Source organism: Alteromonas sp. ABE4_545 (assembly GCF_056161325.1).
The window spans coordinates 247,962-265,241 of sequence record NZ_JBSWYY010000001.1 but is presented as its reverse complement, the minus strand read 5'-3'; the positions used below and the strand labels follow the sequence as shown (position 1 = coordinate 265,241).

General features: G+C 47.7%; 16 protein-coding genes. 4 read left to right on the top strand and 12 right to left on the bottom strand.

Features of this window, described 5'->3' with window-relative positions; genetic code table 11:
• Positions 1 to 62: 62 nt before the first annotated feature.
• From ACXAH6_RS01250 to ACXAH6_RS01235, 4 genes are read right to left on the bottom strand one after another with little or no spacing between them, the layout of a single operon-like run.
• Entirely contained in the window at positions 63 to 1,037 is a 975-nt protein-coding gene (locus ACXAH6_RS01250; RefSeq protein ID WP_474874805.1) for an NADPH:quinone oxidoreductase family protein, read from the bottom strand.
• Between the two features lie 4 nt (positions 1,038 to 1,041).
• Positions 1,042 to 2,073: a phosphotransferase family protein gene (locus ACXAH6_RS01245; RefSeq protein WP_474874804.1), complete on the bottom strand. Its 1,032-nt coding sequence runs from the start codon at positions 2,071 to 2,073 to the stop codon at positions 1,042 to 1,044.
• Between the two features lie 8 nt (positions 2,074 to 2,081).
• On the bottom strand, positions 2,082 to 3,296 hold the full coding sequence (locus ACXAH6_RS01240) for an acyl-CoA dehydrogenase family protein (RefSeq protein WP_474874803.1): 1,215 nt from the start codon (positions 3,294 to 3,296) through the stop codon (positions 2,082 to 2,084).
• Positions 3,297 to 3,310: 14 nt separating this feature from the next.
• Positions 3,311 to 3,982, bottom strand: a complete 672-nt coding sequence (locus ACXAH6_RS01235) for a histidine phosphatase family protein (protein ID WP_474874802.1) — start codon at positions 3,980 to 3,982, stop codon at positions 3,311 to 3,313.
• A gap of 301 nt (positions 3,983 to 4,283) precedes the next feature.
• On the opposite strand from ACXAH6_RS01235, the gene ACXAH6_RS01230 reads away from it, so the two are divergent.
• Positions 4,284 to 6,842, top strand: coding sequence for a TonB-dependent receptor (locus tag ACXAH6_RS01230; protein ID WP_474874801.1), 2,559 nt, complete (start codon positions 4,284 to 4,286; stop codon positions 6,840 to 6,842).
• A gap of 136 nt (positions 6,843 to 6,978) precedes the next feature.
• Positions 6,979 to 8,361, top strand: a complete 1,383-nt coding sequence (hemN, locus tag ACXAH6_RS01225; RefSeq protein WP_474874800.1) for an oxygen-independent coproporphyrinogen III oxidase — start codon at positions 6,979 to 6,981, stop codon at positions 8,359 to 8,361.
• Here the strand turns inward: hemN and ACXAH6_RS01220 are convergent.
• From ACXAH6_RS01220 to moaB, 7 genes are read right to left on the bottom strand one after another with little or no spacing between them, the layout of a single operon-like run.
• Positions 8,347 to 9,426 carry an ATP-binding cassette domain-containing protein gene (locus ACXAH6_RS01220; protein WP_474874799.1) on the bottom strand — a complete coding sequence of 360 codons (1,080 nt, stop codon included), beginning with the start codon at positions 9,424 to 9,426 and terminating at the stop codon, positions 8,347 to 8,349. The genes hemN and ACXAH6_RS01220 overlap by 15 nt on opposite strands.
• The gene (gene modB, locus ACXAH6_RS01215; protein ID WP_474874798.1) at positions 9,423 to 10,127 is read right to left on the bottom strand and encodes a molybdate ABC transporter permease subunit; all 705 of its coding nucleotides are present in this window, start codon (positions 10,125 to 10,127) and stop codon (positions 9,423 to 9,425) included. The genes ACXAH6_RS01220 and modB overlap by 4 nt, the downstream gene beginning before the upstream one ends.
• Positions 10,124 to 10,957, bottom strand: coding sequence for a molybdate ABC transporter substrate-binding protein (gene modA, locus ACXAH6_RS01210; RefSeq protein WP_474874797.1), 834 nt, complete (start codon positions 10,955 to 10,957; stop codon positions 10,124 to 10,126). The genes modB and modA overlap by 4 nt, the downstream gene beginning before the upstream one ends.
• Before the next feature lie 19 nt (positions 10,958 to 10,976).
• Complete coding sequence (locus tag ACXAH6_RS01205; protein WP_474874796.1) at positions 10,977 to 11,435, bottom strand: molybdenum cofactor biosynthesis protein MoaE; 459 nt, start codon at positions 11,433 to 11,435, stop codon at positions 10,977 to 10,979.
• Between the two features lie 4 nt (positions 11,436 to 11,439).
• Positions 11,440 to 11,685 carry a molybdopterin converting factor subunit 1 gene (gene moaD, locus ACXAH6_RS01200; RefSeq protein WP_474874795.1) on the bottom strand — a complete coding sequence of 82 codons (246 nt, stop codon included), beginning with the start codon at positions 11,683 to 11,685 and terminating at the stop codon, positions 11,440 to 11,442.
• A gap of 1 nt (position 11,686) precedes the next feature.
• On the bottom strand, positions 11,687 to 12,163 hold the full coding sequence (gene moaC / locus ACXAH6_RS01195) for a cyclic pyranopterin monophosphate synthase MoaC (protein WP_474874794.1): 477 nt from the start codon (positions 12,161 to 12,163) through the stop codon (positions 11,687 to 11,689).
• Positions 12,163 to 12,672: a molybdenum cofactor biosynthesis protein B gene (gene moaB, locus ACXAH6_RS01190; RefSeq protein WP_474874793.1), complete on the bottom strand. Its 510-nt coding sequence runs from the start codon at positions 12,670 to 12,672 to the stop codon at positions 12,163 to 12,165. Before moaB ends, moaC begins: the two co-directional genes overlap by 1 nt.
• A gap of 231 nt (positions 12,673 to 12,903) precedes the next feature.
• Between moaB and ACXAH6_RS01185 the strand changes: the two genes are divergently transcribed.
• Both ACXAH6_RS01185 and ACXAH6_RS01180 read left to right on the top strand, forming a co-directional pair.
• Positions 12,904 to 13,656, top strand: a complete 753-nt coding sequence (locus ACXAH6_RS01185; RefSeq protein WP_474874792.1) for a HesA/MoeB/ThiF family protein — start codon at positions 12,904 to 12,906, stop codon at positions 13,654 to 13,656.
• A 13-nt stretch (positions 13,657 to 13,669) separates the two neighbouring features.
• Entirely contained in the window at positions 13,670 to 14,800 is a 1,131-nt protein-coding gene (locus ACXAH6_RS01180) for a peptidase M14 (RefSeq protein WP_474874791.1), read from the top strand.
• Between the two features lie 66 nt (positions 14,801 to 14,866).
• Here ACXAH6_RS01180 and ACXAH6_RS01175 read toward each other — a convergent pair whose 3' ends face one another.
• Positions 14,867 to 17,233, bottom strand: coding sequence for a zinc-dependent metalloprotease (locus ACXAH6_RS01175; protein WP_474875035.1), 2,367 nt, complete (start codon positions 17,231 to 17,233; stop codon positions 14,867 to 14,869).
• Positions 17,234 to 17,280: the final 47 nt, after the last annotated feature.

Sequence of the window (17,280 nt, the reverse complement as noted above, 5' to 3'; positions counted from 1 at the left end):
ACATGGTATGCGATGACTTATCGCATTTTGACGGCACACAAATTTGTGTGCCGTTTTTTCGTTTAGGGCACTAACACCATTTTGCCTTTCACCTTGCGCGTCATCACTTTTTCTAACGCTTCCTGAGCGCGAGAGAGCGGCAAGGCTTCGTCTACAACTACCTTCACTTTATCCGCAACATACCAAGCCAGTAATTCCTGCATATTTTGAGCAAAGGCTTTTGGATCTTTACGCGTAAACGTGCCCCAAAATACGCCTACAACCGAATAGCCCTTCACCAATGTGAGATTCACGGGTAACTTGGGTATTTCTCCACCGGCAAACCCGATCACGAGTAAGCGCCCCTCCCAAGCCATACTGCGACTACATGCATGAAAAGCATCACCACCTACGCATTCATACACTACGTCGACACCTCGCCCTTCGGTAACGACTTTAAGGGTTTCTTTGAGGTCTTGCTCGGTATAATTGATCAAAACATCAGCCCCATGTTCTTTGGCTAATTGCAGCTTTTCTTCGCTCGAACACACCGCAATAACACGCGCTCCCATCTGCTTGCCAATTTGCACGGCTGCTAACCCAGTTCCGCCAGCGGCGCCGGTGACAACAAGGGTTTCACCGGGTTGTAGTTTCGCACGCTGCTTTAAGGCGTGATGTGCGGTAGCATGAGCGGTAACCAATGCCGCCGCCTCTTGCGAAGGAATACTCCCGGGCAAAGGCATGATGCGCTGAGCATCTACGGCTATCTTTTGCGCATAACCACCTAAAGGGTTCACCGAAATCACGCGTTGGCCGATGAGCTGGCTGTCTACACCGTCTCCCACCGCACTAATGGTGCCGGCAACTTCACTACCGGGAATAAAAGGGAAGTCGGGCTGCATTTGATACAAGCCTTGAACCAACAACCCATCGGGGTAGTTTACGCCACAAGCTTCCACATCAATCAGCACTTGTCCTGCTTGTGGTGTGGGGTCAGAAACGTCTTCAACGCACAACGACGACAAAGGGCCAAACTCATGGCAAACTATTGCTTTCATGTTGTTATCCTTCTTTAATCAATTCATTCGCTTGTATGGCCATGGGTTTAATCATGGCTTCGAGTTTTACTGCACGATCATTTGAAGCATTACCTTCCATACCGCGCTTCACCACGCCTTGAACAATAGCCAACAGGCGGAAAAAACTGAACGCAACATAAAAAGGCCAGTTTTGAATCGGTGGAATACCACGGCGCTCACAATACAACGCAACGTACTCTCGTTCAGAGGGAAGTCCCAAAGCTTTAGGATCAAGCCCACCTAACCCCGACACATTGGGTAAATTTGATGGTAAGCGCCACTGCATACATTGATAGGCTAAATCGGCGATAGGATGCCCCAAGGTACTCAACTCCCAATCCAGTATGGCTTTAATCGATAAGGTGTCGTTGTCGCCTTGCTCAAAAATCATATTATCGAGCCTAAAATCACCATGCACGATGGAAACTTGCCCGTCATCTTCAGGTATATGTTGTTGAAGGTAATCGATAAGTGATTCGACTTCGGGTATGTCACGAGTTTGCGACAAGCGATACTGTTTGGTCCATCGCCCAACTTGTCTTTCAAAATAATTACCAGGCTTGCCGTAATCAGCCAAACCCGCGGCTTCAACGTCTACACTGTGCAAAGCCGCCAAAACTTGATTCATTACGTCATACGCATTGGCTCGTTGGGCATTGTTTAATTCGGGTAAGGCGGCTTTCCAAAAGATATCGCCTTGGATGTATTCCATCACATAAAACTGGCTTCCCAACACATCAGTATCTGTGCACAAGTGCAATACCTTAGGCACAGGCACGGCAGTATCGGCTAAAGCGCGCATCACACGGTATTCACGGTCCACGGCATGGGCAGATTTGAGCAGCTTACCGGGAGGCTGTCGGCGCAAGACATATTTGCCACTTTCTGTCTCAAGCAAAAAAGTCGGGTTCGACTGGCCACCCGCAAACTTGGTGGCTTCAACGAGCTTACCCAATGGCAAGTGTTCGTCAAAGTAGTGTTGCAACAAGGGTAAATCCAATTGCATGGTACTCATTGCTCCCCCTACTTCGCCGTTTCAGCGATGAGGTTACGACCCAGTTGCATCATATGAACTTGGTCTGGGCCATCCGCCAAGCGAATGGTTCTGGCATAGGCATACATGGCCGACAAAACGGTATCTTGGCTTGTGCCCATAGCGCCATGCATTTGAATACTCTCGTCAATAACTTTACAGGCCATACGTGGCGCAACAATTTTAATTGCCGCGATGAGGTCTCTCGCCACCTTATTACCAAAGCGATCCATCTTGTCTGCCGCTTTCAAAGTTAATAAACGCGCTTGCTCGATATCACAATACATCTGGGCGATAGATTCACGTACCGACTGTTGTTTACTCAAAGGTTTACCAAATGCGATACGGTCTTCCACCCGTTGACACGCTAAGTCGAGTGCTCGCTGGGCGCATCCGATCAAGCGCATACAATGGTGAATACGGCCCGGACCTAAACGCCCTTGCGCGATAGCAAACCCCTGACCTTCACCAACCAAAAGGTGACTGGCTGGCACGCGCACATTGTCGAACAACACTTCCGCGTGACCAATTGGCTCATCGAGATAGCCCATAGCTGCCATAGGACGCACTACCGTTACACCCGGCGTGTTCATTGGCACCAATATTTGCGACTGTTGCGCATGCTTGGGCGCATTCACGTCGGTTTTCCCCATCACCACCATAATCTGGCAATTACTGTTCATCGCACCACTGGTGTACCACTTTCGGCCATTGATCACGTAGTCATCGCCATCACGCACAATCGCTGTTTCAATATTGGTCGCGTCACTACTGGCAACAGCGGGTTCCGTCATGGCAAACGCCGAGCGGATCTCACCGTTTAACAGCGGCTCCAGCCATTGCTTTTTCTGCTCTTGGTTGCCGTATTTGGCCAGCACTTCCATATTGCCGGTGTCGGGCGCACTACAATTAAATACTTCTGCACTGAAAGTCACACGCCCCATTAGCTCGCACAAGGGCGCGTATTCCAAGTTCGTTAATCCTGCACCATAGGGCGCGTATTCTTTGGTTAAAAACAAGTTCCACAAACCCGCATCTTTGGCCTTTTGTTTTAACTCATGCATCAAAGGCAGTGTGGTCCATTTGTCCTCTGCGTTTTCCACCGCTTCGATATATTCCTTTTCGATGGGGAAAATATGCGCCTGCATAAAGTTGTCTACTTGCTCGATAAGCGCTTGTGTTTTGTCACTGTATTCGAAGTCCATAACGTTACTCCAGATTAACTGTAGGTAATGGCATGCTGGCGCGAAGGCTGGTCCAGATGCGGAATATTATTAAAACTACCGAGCTGCGCGCGTTCGCGATTTACGAACAACTCTGCAAAGCTGGCATTGCGAATTTGTAAATTGACATTGATAACAGACGCAGCCGGATAATCGAGCATCAACCCCATCATCATGGCCATTGCCCCACCTGAACTCACCACCAGTTGAGTGCCTTTTTGTTGTTGAATGGCAATCAGCGCATCAGTGACACGGTGTTTAAAATGGTCCCAGGTCTCGTCAATACCTTGGGTATCTAACACACCCGCTGCCCACGCCAACATGGCTTGACGTAGCAACCGATAGTAAGCTTCTCGGGGGGCATTGGCTGTAACTGCCTGAGATGGGTTAACGCTGATAAAGGCGTTGGCAACCGATTGAAAATTAAATTCATTTAAACCCGTGTGAACAGAAAACTCATGGTGATAATCTCCGCCGCGACAGATGCCTTGGGCGGTTTCTTGGTGACGCACCATATCGCCACACCATACGGCGTCAAAGGCTTGGTTGCGCTCTCGGAAGTACTCGCCTAACCATAGCGCTTGTTGATGCCCAACATCGCTCAATTTATCGTAATTATCTGCGCCAAAGGAGGCTTGTCCATGCCTCACGAGATACACTTTTCCCATTACGCCCTTCCACTTGTAACAACAATGTTAACCATAGTAGAAAAAATTAACGCATAAGTTTAATTGATAAGGTGAATGAGTTTAGATTCAGAAAAACTATAGTTTGACGGGTAAAATCTTTGCGCTCGCGCAAAACAACAGGCCGAGAGACTTACAATTCGATACATTTTTGACGAATATCGTTATGATACTGTCATTAATTTACGTTAACGTAAGCTTAAAAATAGCCCCATGCCTTGGGCACCAATAAAAATAACTATCTTTAGTCACTAGCTTTTTGCACGGAATTTGGATACATCCCATGCTTAGATCCCCACGTTCTTTTCACGTTAAATCTCTTTCAACACCACTCACCGCAATTGCGCTGTGCTGTGCGAGCCACGTGAGCCTTGCGCAAACATCAAATAACCAACTTGAAACCATTGAAGTTACGGCCCAAAAGCGCACACAGAATTTACAAGAAGTGCCTATCGCGGTAACCGCTTTAAGTGGTCGTGATTTAGAAGAAACCGTGTCTTTCGACCTCTATGATTTACAAGGTTACGTACCTGCGTTCCAGGCTTTTCAAAGTCAAAGTGCCACCAACTCAGGTTTTTCTATTCGCGGCATTGGGACTTCCACCCAAAACTTTGGCTTTGAGTCTTCAGTCGGCCTCTATGTCGATGGTGTATATCGCCCTCGTCAAAACTCAGTGATCAACGATTTGGTCGATGTTGAAGCGGTAGAAGTACTACGTGGCCCACAAGGCACCTTGTTCGGTAAAAACACCCCTTCTGGGGCAGTGGTAATGCGAACCAAAGCTCCCAGTTTTGAAAATGGCGATGGGTTTGTGCGAGTTACAGTAGGTAATTACAATTTGCTCAACCTCGCGGCGGCTAGTTCATTCAACGCCATCGACAACGTACTGGCACTGCGCTTTTCCGGATTTACCTCAAACCGAGACGGCTGGGTAGACGATGTATACCTAGGCGATAACACCTTAAATAACCGTGACCGTTCGGGCTTTAGAGCGCAAGCGCTTTATACCCCGACAGATAATTTGTCTGTGAGAGTGATTGCCGATTACGCTGAACTCAATGAACATTGCTGCGCCGCATTAACCTGGCAAGACAATCGCGAAGCGAATGAAATTGAAGGGAAATACGGCACTGATGCATTGTTAATGTCGCCGTTGCTCAATGCAACACTGTTCACGCGCGACGACTTTTATGACTTTAAAACCGCCTTAAGCCAACTGCCAACATCAAAAATGGAAGATCGCGGCCTTTCAGCTGAAGTTAACTGGCAACTTACTCACGACTGGTCACTTGTGAGTATTTCAGCACTGCGAGCTTTTGATAGTTACGATGAAATCGATTCAGATTTCACTAATGCCAACCTCCTGACCACAATAAACGACGCCGAGCAGCGCAGTACGTCTCAAGAGCTGCGTTTACATTACGACGGTGATAACGTGCGGGCGATTTTTGGCGGCTTTTATTTTCATCAAGCGTTAGACCTTAACTTTACTATGCGCATTGGCGATACTTTCCCTACTTTTTTCGCTGCCAGTGCCGCAGAAATTCAGCCTCTTGTAGACGGTATCAATCAACTGAGTAATGCTACCGGCGGGCTGATCGCGCCTGCCGCAACAGCAACGCCAGCAAACACCGACTTTTTTCACTCGGCTGACCAATCACAAAACAGCTATGCACTGTTTGCTCAAAGCGACTGGGAATTGGCCGAAAACATGACCCTAACCACGGGCATACGCTATACGTGGGAAGACAAAACCCTCACCGGTCGCTATACCGAGCAAGGGCCTGGTATTAATGGCATGTCGTCAGATAGGTCACAATGGCCCAACCCTACTGCTGCAGCGACTGCCCTTTATAATGCGGCTGCTGCACTGGGCAACGGTCAACTACCTAGCAATAGCGACTTAGCAGCTTTAGCTCCATTTCAATCGGCTGGCTGGGGGTTCTATTTCTTAGACACGTCATCTATTCGCCCACGTCCTGATTTAGACGAGAAGCTAGAAGACGAACAAATTACCGGTACGGTAAAACTGAGTTATCAACCCAGTGCAACCCAATTGTGGTATGCCAGTTGGGGCACGGGGTTCAAATCTGGAGGTATTAACACCGACAGAATTTCACCTGAGCTAGACCCAGTGTTCGATGCAGAAACCACTGAAAGTATCGAAGTGGGAATGAAACAAGAATGGCAAGCGTATAATCTGCGACTCAATGTCGCAGGCCACTACACCACATTAGACGATTATCAAGCCACCACTTTTACAGGTAGTGGGTTTAACTTACAAAATGCTGGTAGCATCAATACCAAAGGGGTCGAAGTGGAGCTAACTTGGTATCCCTTCGCAGATACTCTAGTACACGCCTCTTTTATGCGTAACCTTGCGTACTTTGACAAATTTGAAAAAGGAACCTGTTGGGTTGCATACACGTGGCACACAGGTGTACAAGACCCAGGACAGGCAGATGGCGCAGCCTATTGTTCACGCAGTGGTGATCGCTTAGGTTTTGAACCACAAACCACCTTCGCATTAAACCTACAACAAACTATCGAACTGTTTGGTAGCCAACATGTGTTATCAGCAGATTACCAATATACCGGTGACATTTTATTAGACGATAGTAACGACCCATACAAAAAAGCAGACAGCTTCAGCCTACTTAACGTGCGCTGGCAGTGGATGTTAGAGGAATACGACGCAGATATCACTTTTTGGGCACGCAATGCCCTAAACGAGGAATACGTGGCTAAAAACGGCTTTGATGTACCCGTACAAAAAGGCAAAATTATGGCCTATCCCGGTATGCCTCGAACATATGGCATTACCCTCAACAAGCGTTTCTAGCGCTGTTGCGAACAAGCCAAGCCTCGTTAGTAGCAAACGGGGTTTGGTTTCCTCTATTCATTTGAACAAGATCAATACCCGACAATAAAAACCGCGTTACTCTGTTGCCCATACGCCATCTAATCGGGAATTGAGCATGACCCCTACGCCCTTAACTCATCATTTTTTTGATAGCGCACTACTCAAAAAATACAATATTAATGGTCCGCGCTACACCTCTTACCCTACAGCATTGGAATTTCACGACGGCGTAGATGACACCCTGTTAGCCAAAGCGAGTGCAGATAGTCAGGCGACTGGATTATCGCTATATATCCACATCCCCTTTTGCCATAGTTTGTGTTACTACTGTGGTTGCAACAAAATTGTGACCCGTCACCCCGAAAAAGCAGACAAATATCTGGATTATCTCGCACGAGAAATCGCTTATCGCGCTCCCCACTTTGCTCACTTGCCGGTACAACAAATCCATTTAGGTGGCGGCACGCCTAGCTTTTTATCCGATGAACAACAAAGCCGTTTGATTGCGATGCTCAAGCAACATTTCCGCTTTGTTGAAGCGCCAGAGATGAGTATTGAAATTGACCCTCGCACTGTTGACTTAGCCTATTTGGATACGCTTGCGGCACTAGGGTTTAACCGCCTCAGTATCGGCTTGCAAGACACAGATTACGGGGTGCAGGAAGCTATCAATCGCGTACAAAGCACGCAACATATTGCCGACCTAGCCAACTACGCCCGTGATATTGGCTTTCGTTCAGTGAACCTTGATTTAATCTACGGCCTACCGCACCAAACGTTGTCGTCGTTTTCCACCACGTTAGCGGCGGTAAAAGCGATATCACCAGAGCGTATTTCACTGTTTAGCTATGCCCATTTACCCAGCCGCTTTGCCGCCCAACGGAAAATTCGAGACGAATGGTTACCCACCGCAGAAGATAAACTCGCGTTGATGAAGTTAGCCATGACAAGCTTAACGCAAGTAGGATACGACCTGATCGGTATGGACCACTTTGCCAAACCCGACGATGAACTGGCTGTTGCTCAGCGCAAGGGCTATTTACATCGCAATTTCCAAGGCTACACCACGCAAGGTGACTTAGACTTACTGGCCTTGGGTGTGTCTTCAATCAGTGCGGTGAATAATGTTTATGCACAAAACCCTAAGACATTGAACGACTACTACAGCGCCATAGACGCAAAACAAAACATCACGGTAAAGGGCGCTGTATTAGATAAAGATGACATGATACGTCGTGACGTGATCCAAACCCTGATGTGTAATTTGCATCTCGACATGAAGGCAATAGAACAAACATATCAGATTTGTTTTACTGATTACTTCGCAGAAGACTTAGCGAGACTTGCGCCTTATATCCAAGACCAATTAGTCACAGTATCAAACAACAGTATTCAGGTTGCGCCCAAAGCCCGCCTGCTTATCCGTATGATATGCATGGCGTTTGACGCCTATCTGGCACAAAACTTAAACCAGCAACGTTACTCACGCGTGATCTAATTTGAACCGGGCAGTGACAGACTGCCCGAGAGTTAACTGCATTCGCTCTAACGACAAACGACTAATCAGGGAATACAAGGGTTGGTCCCCCACGGTCAGTGTCACCAGAGCTTGATGTTCAGACACCAAAGCGATGGTCTCAATAGTCGCTTGTAACGCATTTAACATCGACGACTCATGCCCTGTGTGCAAATCAAGGCTAACGGCGTCTGCATTCACTTTCACATGCACCTTTTCACCCACGCGTACAGGGTTGGCAACGTACAGAGTCTGTTGCGCCACAACACATTGCATTAGCCCATATTCAGCGTCTGTTTGATTGTTGTCACAAAGAGTGCCGGTAAGTACGCTAAAACGCGGTACTGTATGCTGGCTTTGGTATTGGGCAACTAAGGCTTGTGCGTGACCTGAGTGCTCAATTTTACCACCAGATAACACCACAGCCTGATCACAATACAACGCTATATCAGCAAGCTGATGCGACACCATCACTACTTTAAACAATCCCGCGTCAACATAATGCCTTAGCCTAGCGAGAATACGCTGACTCATTGCACTGTCCATTGCGCTTGTGGCTTCATCTAACAATAACCATCGCGGCGCGGCTAATATGCCTCTGGCCAGTGCCACGCGTTGCGCCTCTCCACCTGACAGCGTAAACACCGACTTTTCGAGCAAATGCGCACACTCGCACACCTCTGCTACTTGATGCAGTGTGGGTTGTATTTCGCCTTTTGCTAATTCCCTGCTTTTAACGCTGGGCCGGTTGCGCGCAAAATCGGTAGCAAGCGCCAGGTTATCGCGCACGTTGAGATGCGGGAACAAGACCGGTGTTTGGTACAATAAGTGTATTTCTCCCGCTTTGGCTTGAAGCTCCCTAAGGTCGTTACCATCCCATTGGCCTTGGGCTTCAATTGCAGTTGTACAAGAAAGCACGCTTAACAAACTGGACTTTCCCGCACCTGAAGGTCCAGTGATACCCAACATGTCACACGGTGAATTAAACCGTATATCTACGTCTATCGGCACAGGCTCGTTGGCCTGAATACGCAACGACAGACTCATTTAAACACCGCCCCACCACCTGCGAAAGGTTGGCTATTTTGCTGGCGTCGATTAAGGCGAAATATCAGCACCAATAACGCCAATGACATCCCAACCAAGACAAGAGCAAGTTGATGTGCGTGGTCGTACTCTATTGCTTCTACGTGTTCAAATAGGCTGATAGATACCACTTTGGTTTCGCCTGGTATATTGCCGCCAATCATTAACACCACACCAAATTCGCCAATCGTGTGGGCAAATGCCAGCACAAAAGCGGTCAAAAAATGCGGCATGTTTATAGGCATGAAGACACGAGTAAAGACAGCACGTTTAGGCATTGCCAACATGTTAGCAACCACCAAATAACGTCGGTTGAATTGTCGAAAACCTGATATCAAAGGCTGCACAGCGAAAGGTAACGAATACACCATTGACCCCATCACCAAGGCTTCGAAACTGAATGCCAGTTGTGTGCCCGTCACCGAAAACCAAGTTTGACCAATAACACCTGAAGGCGCAAAAGCAATTAACAAATAAAAACCAAGCACGGTAGGAGGCAGCACCAAGGGTAAAGCCACCACCGCTTGCACCACATCAGCAATCGGGTGGCGCCATTTGTGTAACGCCCAAGCTAAAGGTATTGCTACCACGAGCAATAACAGACTACTCACTAACGCTAGTTTTAACGTAAGCAGTAACGCCTGAACATCCCCTGCACTCAAAGGGCCTCACCCCTCGTTTGTGAGGTTTGGGTATCGTGTTCTTTCGAATCACTGGTGGCCGCATTAACGTTAGCTGGTGCCACTGCGCTATACCCCCATGAAGACAATTGAGCTTGCTGCGCTTTAGCTAACACAAAGTGAATAAAATCTTGCGCGATGTCTGGTGATGCCGCGTTACTCATTAGGGCGAGTTTTTGCACTATCGGCGTGTGAAAGGACGCAGGCACTAAGGTGCCTTTGTTGTCGGTTTGCGCAACCAATGAATAAGCCACTAGCGCGAGGTCAACATTCCCTGTAGTAAAATATTGATAGGTTTGTAATACGTTACTACCCATTACTATTTGAGGTGCGCTTTGATCCCACACGCCCAATGAGCTCAACAATTCCTTCGCGGCCGCGCCGTAAGGAGCGAGTTTCGGATTAGCAATAGCGAGTTTACGGCCGGCTTGCAGGGCTGCCATATTAGACAACTCACTCAGTGCTGGTGAAGGGTTTTTCGCATCCAGTAACACTAATCGCCCCAACGCGTACGGTTGAACACTGCCGGCGACAGCCAACCCGCGTTCCGCCAACAACATGGGCCGTTGACTATCGGCGGAAAAAAACACATCAAACGGCGCACCATGAGAAATTTGTGCAAACAATGCGCCACTGGAGCCAACCACCACATTCACCTTATTACCGGTTTTTGCCTCAAACTGGGTCGCCAGTGTTTGTGCTGGTTTGGCGAAGTTTGCCGCCACAGCAATACGCAGTGCTTTAGCCTGTGCACATGCACCAGACAAGAGTAATGTGGCAACGAGAAGTATCTTTATCCAAGATTTAATCATCAGTATTCTTTTTCTCTGCTTAACGTTTAGATGGCAACCAAGACATTGCCGCGAGCGCGTCAGATTCTTTCGCTGCGACCCATTCTGCCTCACCATTTTGCCATTCTTTCTTCCACAACGGCACAGACTGTTTGAGCATATCCATCACAAAACACGCGGCGTCAAATGCCGCTTTACGATGGTGAGCCGCCACGCCAACCCAAACAATTTGTTCGTGATTCGCAATACGCCCAATACGATGCACAATACTCACGTTGAGCACGGCAAATTGAGATTGCGCATTTGCCGCCAGCTGCGTTAATGCGTGTTCGGTCATACCGGGATAGTGTTCTAATTCTATCCCTTCAATATTGCCTTGTTGGTTGTAATCTCTTACCAAGCCAGTAAACGTAACTATCGCCCCAGCATTAGGCTGTGCCTGACGCACTTGGTCATAGAGAGTTTGTTGACAAAAATCCTGTGATTGTACCGCGATCATCAGCTCACCCGCCCGTAACCGGTGGGAAAAACGCCACTTCATCGCCGCTTTTTACTGGGTGAGTGGCATCAACCAAGGCTTGATTACAGGCCATAAGCAAATTATCGCCCAGCGCCTGTTGCCACACATCTCCTTGCTGACGCAATGTGTCGAGCACACTCGCCATTGTTTCATTGTCTTGAACAGCAAGAGACACCTCTGCTGTGTTAACTTGCTCGCGTACTTGGGCGAAAAATTTCACGGTTATCATGTTAATTCTCAGCTTGCCAGTGACCCGTTTTGCCACCTTTTTTATCGAGGACTTTTACGTCGGAAATGACCATAGCAGGGTCTAATGCCTTGCACATATCAAACAAGGTTAACAAAGCAATATTGGCGCCAGTTAACGCTTCCATTTCTACGCCCGTTTTCCCGCTGAGTTTACAGTAACAATTCACGTAAATAGCCCGATTCGCATCATCGATAGAAAAAGAAATATCAACTTTGCTCAATGCCAACGGGTGACACAAAGGGATTAGATCAGCACAACGCTTGGCTCCTTGAATACCCGCAATACGCGCTACGGCGTATACATCACCTTTTGCAACCTGTTCATTTTGTATGGCTGAGAACGCGGCATCATTCATACTGATTTTACCTTGTGCGGTAGCTTCGCGCACAGTCACGGCCTTGTCAGACACGTCCACCATGTTTGCTTCGCCTGCGGCATTCAGATGAGAAAAGCCCATTAAAGATCTCCCACCAAATGGGCAACAAAGTTACATGGCTTATAAGTACTGTCGAGTTGAGAGGCGATAATCTTCTCCCACCCTGTTCGACATGCGCCGGTTGAACCTGGCAAACAAAACACAACCGTTTTATTGGCAAAACCCGCAATCGCTCGAGATTGAATCGTTGATGTACCGATTTCCTCATAGCTCAATTGACGAAATAACTCACCAAAGCCATCCACCTCTTTGTCGAATAACACTGAGAGTGCTTCTGGCGTTGAATCGCGATGGGTAAACCCCGTTCCGCCCGTTACCAATACCGCGTGAATGTTGGCGTCGGCAATCCACCCAGACACCACAGCACGTTGTTGGTAAATATCGTCTTTCACCAAGTCTCTTGCGGCAACCTGATGGCCCGCAGACTCCGCTGCATGTTGTAAAAAGTCACCTGACGTATCGGTGTCGAGTGTACGGGTATCTGAAATAGTGAGAATGGCTATATTTAATGCAATAGAAGAGCTCGACATATGCGTTCCTGATATCTGCTTGTGACTTGATTGATGCCCATCATCGGCGTTTACTCGATTTAGCAAGCCCGATACGTGCAATTTTATACTGATTGGGTATAGTGCTGGCTATATTAAGACATGTCAGAGTATAGAGCCAGCGAGCTTTATAACCTATTGATACAACTCATACTTAGCTGTAATGGTACAGACTATTCAGCGAAGTTCAGCGTGTATATTGAAGAGAGCACTATGCCAGAATCTTTAACCGTGAAGCAAGCCATGCGCTACAACCGACAAATTGTGTTGCCGCAAATTGATTTAGACGGTCAAGAAGCCATACGTGCCGCCTCAATTCTCATCGTTGGTGTGGGTGGATTAGGCACAGCAGCAAGTTTGTCTCTGTGCGGCGCGGGGGTTGGCAAACTTACGTTGGTGGATGATGATTGCGTAGAGCTGCACAACTTACCACGGCAAACCTTATTCACCGAAAGCCAAGTGGGCATGAAAAAAGTCAACGCCGCCCGAGATAACTTACTGGCACGAAACAATGAATGTCAGGTATCGGTTATAACCTCTCGACTCAACAAGCAAGCCTTGTCGGAGTTAGTTGAGCAACACACTTTAGTATTGGATTGCACCGACAATGTACCTTCACGTCAAGCCCTCAATCAAGCCTGTTACGCCGCCAATACGCCACTAATTATTGGCGCTGCTATTCGTTTTGAAGGGCAACTGATGGTCGTGGAGCCCAAACTAAATACCGCCTGTTACGGTTGCGTAAGTCAACTGTTCAAGCCAGAAACCTTGTCTTGTACAGAGGCTGGTATACTCGCGCCAGTTGTGACTATGGTCGGCACCTATCAGTCGCTATTGGCTCTGCAATATCTCACGCAACCAGAGCGCTTGCCGGTGAATACGTTAATGATGTTTGATGCGGGCGCACATCAGTGGCAACATTTTGCATTAACTCCCTCACAAACCTGCACGGTTTGTCAGCAATAATAAAGATATGACAATGAAAACACAGGTAACTAAACAGTATTTAGTGGTCGCGCAAAATGCCTCTGGCCGCAATATGAACGTACCTATTTATCGTTTTAAAGGGCCTCGCCCGGGCCCCAAAGTGTATATTCAAAGTTCGATTCACGGCGCGGAAGTACAAGGTAACGTGGTAATTCACCAACTGATCAAATCACTGCAGCAGCTCGATATCTGCGGCGAAATTGTATTAGTGCCAAACTGCAACCCTATCGGCACCAACATCAAGGCCGGAGAATACACCTTAGGTCGATTCGACCCCGTCAACGGTACTAACTGGAATCGCGGGTATTTTTATGACCAAAGTAAAGTGCAGGACTTTGCCGAGAGAGTTACACCAGAAGAATCTGTCGACTCAATTAAGCTTCGTTTTCGCGAATTTTGGCGCCAATGCATCTCAGAGCGCCTCGCTCAACCCTGGGGATTGGGTTTAGCAAATCAACTCAACCTTAAACTACAGCAAATGGCGGTTGATGCAGATTATGTACTCGATTTGCACAATGGTCCTGTATCTACCCGTCATATCTATATTCCAGAATACGCCAAAGCGTCGGCCACATTGTTTAATTTCCCTCATTGTATTTTTATTCCCAACGTATTTGCCGGCGCATTGGACGAAGCCACATTTTGTCCGTGGTGGACGTTGCAAGATGCGCTCAGTGCACGCTTTGGTCGATCAGTGAATTTTGACGTAGAAGCGTTCACACTAGAAATGGGCAGTCAGGAAGTCATAGAATTTGGTGAAGGGAAAATAGACGCACAGAGTGTACTGAGCTATTTAACAGCAAAAGGCGCGGTAACAAACAGTGGTATATCTCCCGCAACTATGCACCGTATTGGGGTGTATTTACAACACTACAAAACGCTGTTTACCCAGTGGGGAGGCATGGTGGAATATTGCGCTAAACCCGGCCAACACGTGAAGAAAGGCGAACGACTGGCTCGAGTACTCAACATCGATGAACTCGACAACGACAACGCCACCCATGACGTGATCGCACCTTGTGATCTTATCCCGATGTTACACTTTCCTTCAGCTTCGGTGTTAAGCGGAACTCAATTGTATAAATGTTTCACCGAGTATTTCGACATTACCTCACCCGAGTAATGACGTGTAGATAAAAAAAGCCGGTAAGGCAATCGCATAACCGGCTTTATGTTGTTCACGAAAAGTTTAAATTGGCGAACCAGGTGGCATAGGTGCAACGTCGAAAAACGCTGGCCAGGCACCGGTTTCCCAATACGTCTCAAAGTGTTTCTCTAACACGCGGTTACCCGGAATATCATCTTCATCATCCAACCACTCGGTAAAGTCGAGTAGTACGTCTTCAATAGACACTTTCACTTCGGGAGCCAAGGTATCGTTACTCAATGATTTCATCACGCTATTCAGGGCGACGAGTTGCAAACGCTTGGCCAGTATTGACGGCTTGCTCTTTGCTTTAAAGAAATGCTGTGACAATATCGAATGCACCAATTGTGCAGGTGAAGGCACTTGGCTGTTATGGTCGTGTTGCCACGCCAAACGGTTGAGTTTTTCAGGGTGCAATAGCAACGACAAGCTATATCCTGCCGCCGCTTCTGCCGCCGAAGCGGGATCAAATACTCGGCCTGTTCGCCCTTTAAAATGCTCTCGGCTCGCGTAATCGCCATACACTTTAGGGGTAATTAATGACAACACATTGTCAGGGATTGTTAAGTAAGGTGCTGTCGAGGCTTCAATCATCAGGTTAATCGCTTCGATTTGCGTAGTACCCGACACAAATGTTTGCCCTTTAGGCTCTTCATAGGCACCTTTGGTTTCATACTCGTAATTCACCCCCCCCACTTGTTTCGCTAATGCGTTAAGTTGATAGCGATGCAGTAAAAAAACCGGTACGAAGGCATCTTCCAAAGCAGACAAACCTTGCCCTGTTTGAAGCGTGTTTATGCCCATATTATTCAACGCTGTTCGCCGGATCATACTAATATGATTGAAGGCGCTGATGGGGTCGGTGCCATTGTCCCATAGGTGACCGTCGGCCGAACCATGCACCGCTGAACGCGCATCGGCATCAGATTTAAATCGCATGCCTTTATTTCTGGCATTAGCCACAATGTGCGCCAACCCTTCAGATTCTGCTTCGGCTGATACAAAATCCTGATATCCGTAAGCAATGGCGTGCTTGTCCCACTCTCCCATTCCAGTATCGTAGGCCCCATCCAGAGAAATTTCGCCGTCTTTCATTGTGATTCTGGGGTGTGGGTAGTCCATCACTGACTCTCTGCCATATTCACTGGCAGCAAAGTTGTGGGCAATCCCTAATGTGTGGCCCACTTCGTGCGCCGACAGCTGGCGAATACGTGCCAACGCCATTTCCTTTTGAGGTGTGATGTCTGCGTTATCATCGCTAAACGGGCTGGTTAGGCCAAGGGCAATAAGATAGTCTTGCCTCACGCGCAGCGACCCCAAGGTCACATGGCCTTTGATAATTTCGCCTGTGCGCGGGTCGACAACAGAAGAGCCATAAGACCACCCTCTTGTTGCTCTATGCACCCATTGAATCACGTTGTAACGCACGTCCATCGGGTCTGCATCTTCCGGTAATACTTTCACCTGAAACGCATCTTTGTACCCAATAGCTTCAAATGCCTGATTCCACCAGCTTGCGCCGTCTTTTAGCGCGCTCATCACTGGCTCTGGAATACCAGGGTCGAGATAGTAAATAATCGGTGTGACCGCTTCACTAACCGCCGCTGTTGGGTCTTTTTTGGCGAGACGATGTCGATTGATCAACTGCTGTCGCATAGGTGCAGTAATCGGCGCAGAGTAGTCTTGATAACTGTGAGACCAATACCCCGACATGGGGTCAAACTGACGAGGTTCATAACCATCGTCTGGCAAGGCAACAAATGAATGATGAAGATGCACAGTAATACTGTCTGGATCAGGAGTGACTTGGCGTACGTACTCTCCCGCATTGCTCCCCCCAAAGGTGACCATTGACTCCACTTCGGTATTCAGTGGGAAGGCTTTAGTTTTGTCAATAAAAACACCACTTCGAGATTTATCTGCCTTAAAGTTACCCTGTTGAGTAGCCGCTAAGCGCCCACTGATACCATGTACATCACTGAGAAGATAATCAGTGTAATCGATGATCACGGCATCGTCAGTTTCCGCCACAACGGTAAAACCTTGCAATACAGAATCAGCAAAGGCCTCATCGATACTGGCTTGCTCTGCCGGATTATCTGAACTCGCTCGATATTCAGTATTTAATTGCTTGAGCATAACCTTATTGCCATAGCGCTCAAACTCAACCAGACGAGTATCGCCTAACTGGCCGCGATCTAAACCAATGTCATTAGAACCCATGCCCTGTGGCAAACTGGTCTGAAAAATAAATGGGCTGTCAAAATGTTCGATTTCGAGATAGACCTTGTCGGCCTTTTTGTCGTAATACAGGTCAATAAACCCGTCTTTTTCTTCCATGCCTTTAGTAAAGGTTTCGATGGAAGGTGCCGCTAATGCACATTGGCTTATACCTAAACCAATTGCCATTACCCATAATTTACGCACCGTTGTTCTCCCCTGAAAAAATAAAAAAT

Bases quoted from the DNA above. Each gene is read 5' to 3' on its own strand.
- ACXAH6_RS01250 (WP_474874805.1), bottom strand. From the start codon at position 1,037: ATGAAAGCAATAGTTTGCCATGAGTTTGGCCCTTTGTCGTCGTTGTGC.
- moaC (WP_474874794.1), bottom strand. From the start codon at position 12,163: ATGGGCTTTTCTCATCTGAATGCCGCAGGCGAAGCAAACATGGTGGAC.
- ACXAH6_RS01175 (WP_474875035.1), bottom strand. From the start codon at position 17,233: ATGGCAATTGGTTTAGGTATAAGCCAATGTGCATTAGCGGCACCTTCC.
- ACXAH6_RS01230 (WP_474874801.1), top strand. From the start codon at position 4,284: ATGCTTAGATCCCCACGTTCTTTTCACGTTAAATCTCTTTCAACACCA.
- ACXAH6_RS01185 (WP_474874792.1), top strand. From the start codon at position 12,904: ATGCCAGAATCTTTAACCGTGAAGCAAGCCATGCGCTACAACCGACAA.
- moaB (WP_474874793.1), bottom strand. From the start codon at position 12,672: ATGTCGAGCTCTTCTATTGCATTAAATATAGCCATTCTCACTATTTCA.
- ACXAH6_RS01240 (WP_474874803.1), bottom strand. From the start codon at position 3,296: ATGGACTTCGAATACAGTGACAAAACACAAGCGCTTATCGAGCAAGTA.
- ACXAH6_RS01235 (WP_474874802.1), bottom strand. From the start codon at position 3,982: ATGGGAAAAGTGTATCTCGTGAGGCATGGACAAGCCTCCTTTGGCGCA.
- modA (WP_474874797.1), bottom strand. From the start codon at position 10,957: ATGATTAAATCTTGGATAAAGATACTTCTCGTTGCCACATTACTCTTG.
- hemN (WP_474874800.1), top strand. From the start codon at position 6,979: ATGACCCCTACGCCCTTAACTCATCATTTTTTTGATAGCGCACTACTC.
- ACXAH6_RS01245 (WP_474874804.1), bottom strand. From the start codon at position 2,073: ATGAGTACCATGCAATTGGATTTACCCTTGTTGCAACACTACTTTGAC.
- moaD (WP_474874795.1), bottom strand. From the start codon at position 11,685: ATGATAACCGTGAAATTTTTCGCCCAAGTACGCGAGCAAGTTAACACA.
- ACXAH6_RS01180 (WP_474874791.1), top strand. From the start codon at position 13,670: ATGAAAACACAGGTAACTAAACAGTATTTAGTGGTCGCGCAAAATGCC.
- ACXAH6_RS01220 (WP_474874799.1), bottom strand. From the start codon at position 9,426: ATGAGTCTGTCGTTGCGTATTCAGGCCAACGAGCCTGTGCCGATAGAC.
- ACXAH6_RS01205 (WP_474874796.1), bottom strand. From the start codon at position 11,435: ATGATCGCGGTACAATCACAGGATTTTTGTCAACAAACTCTCTATGAC.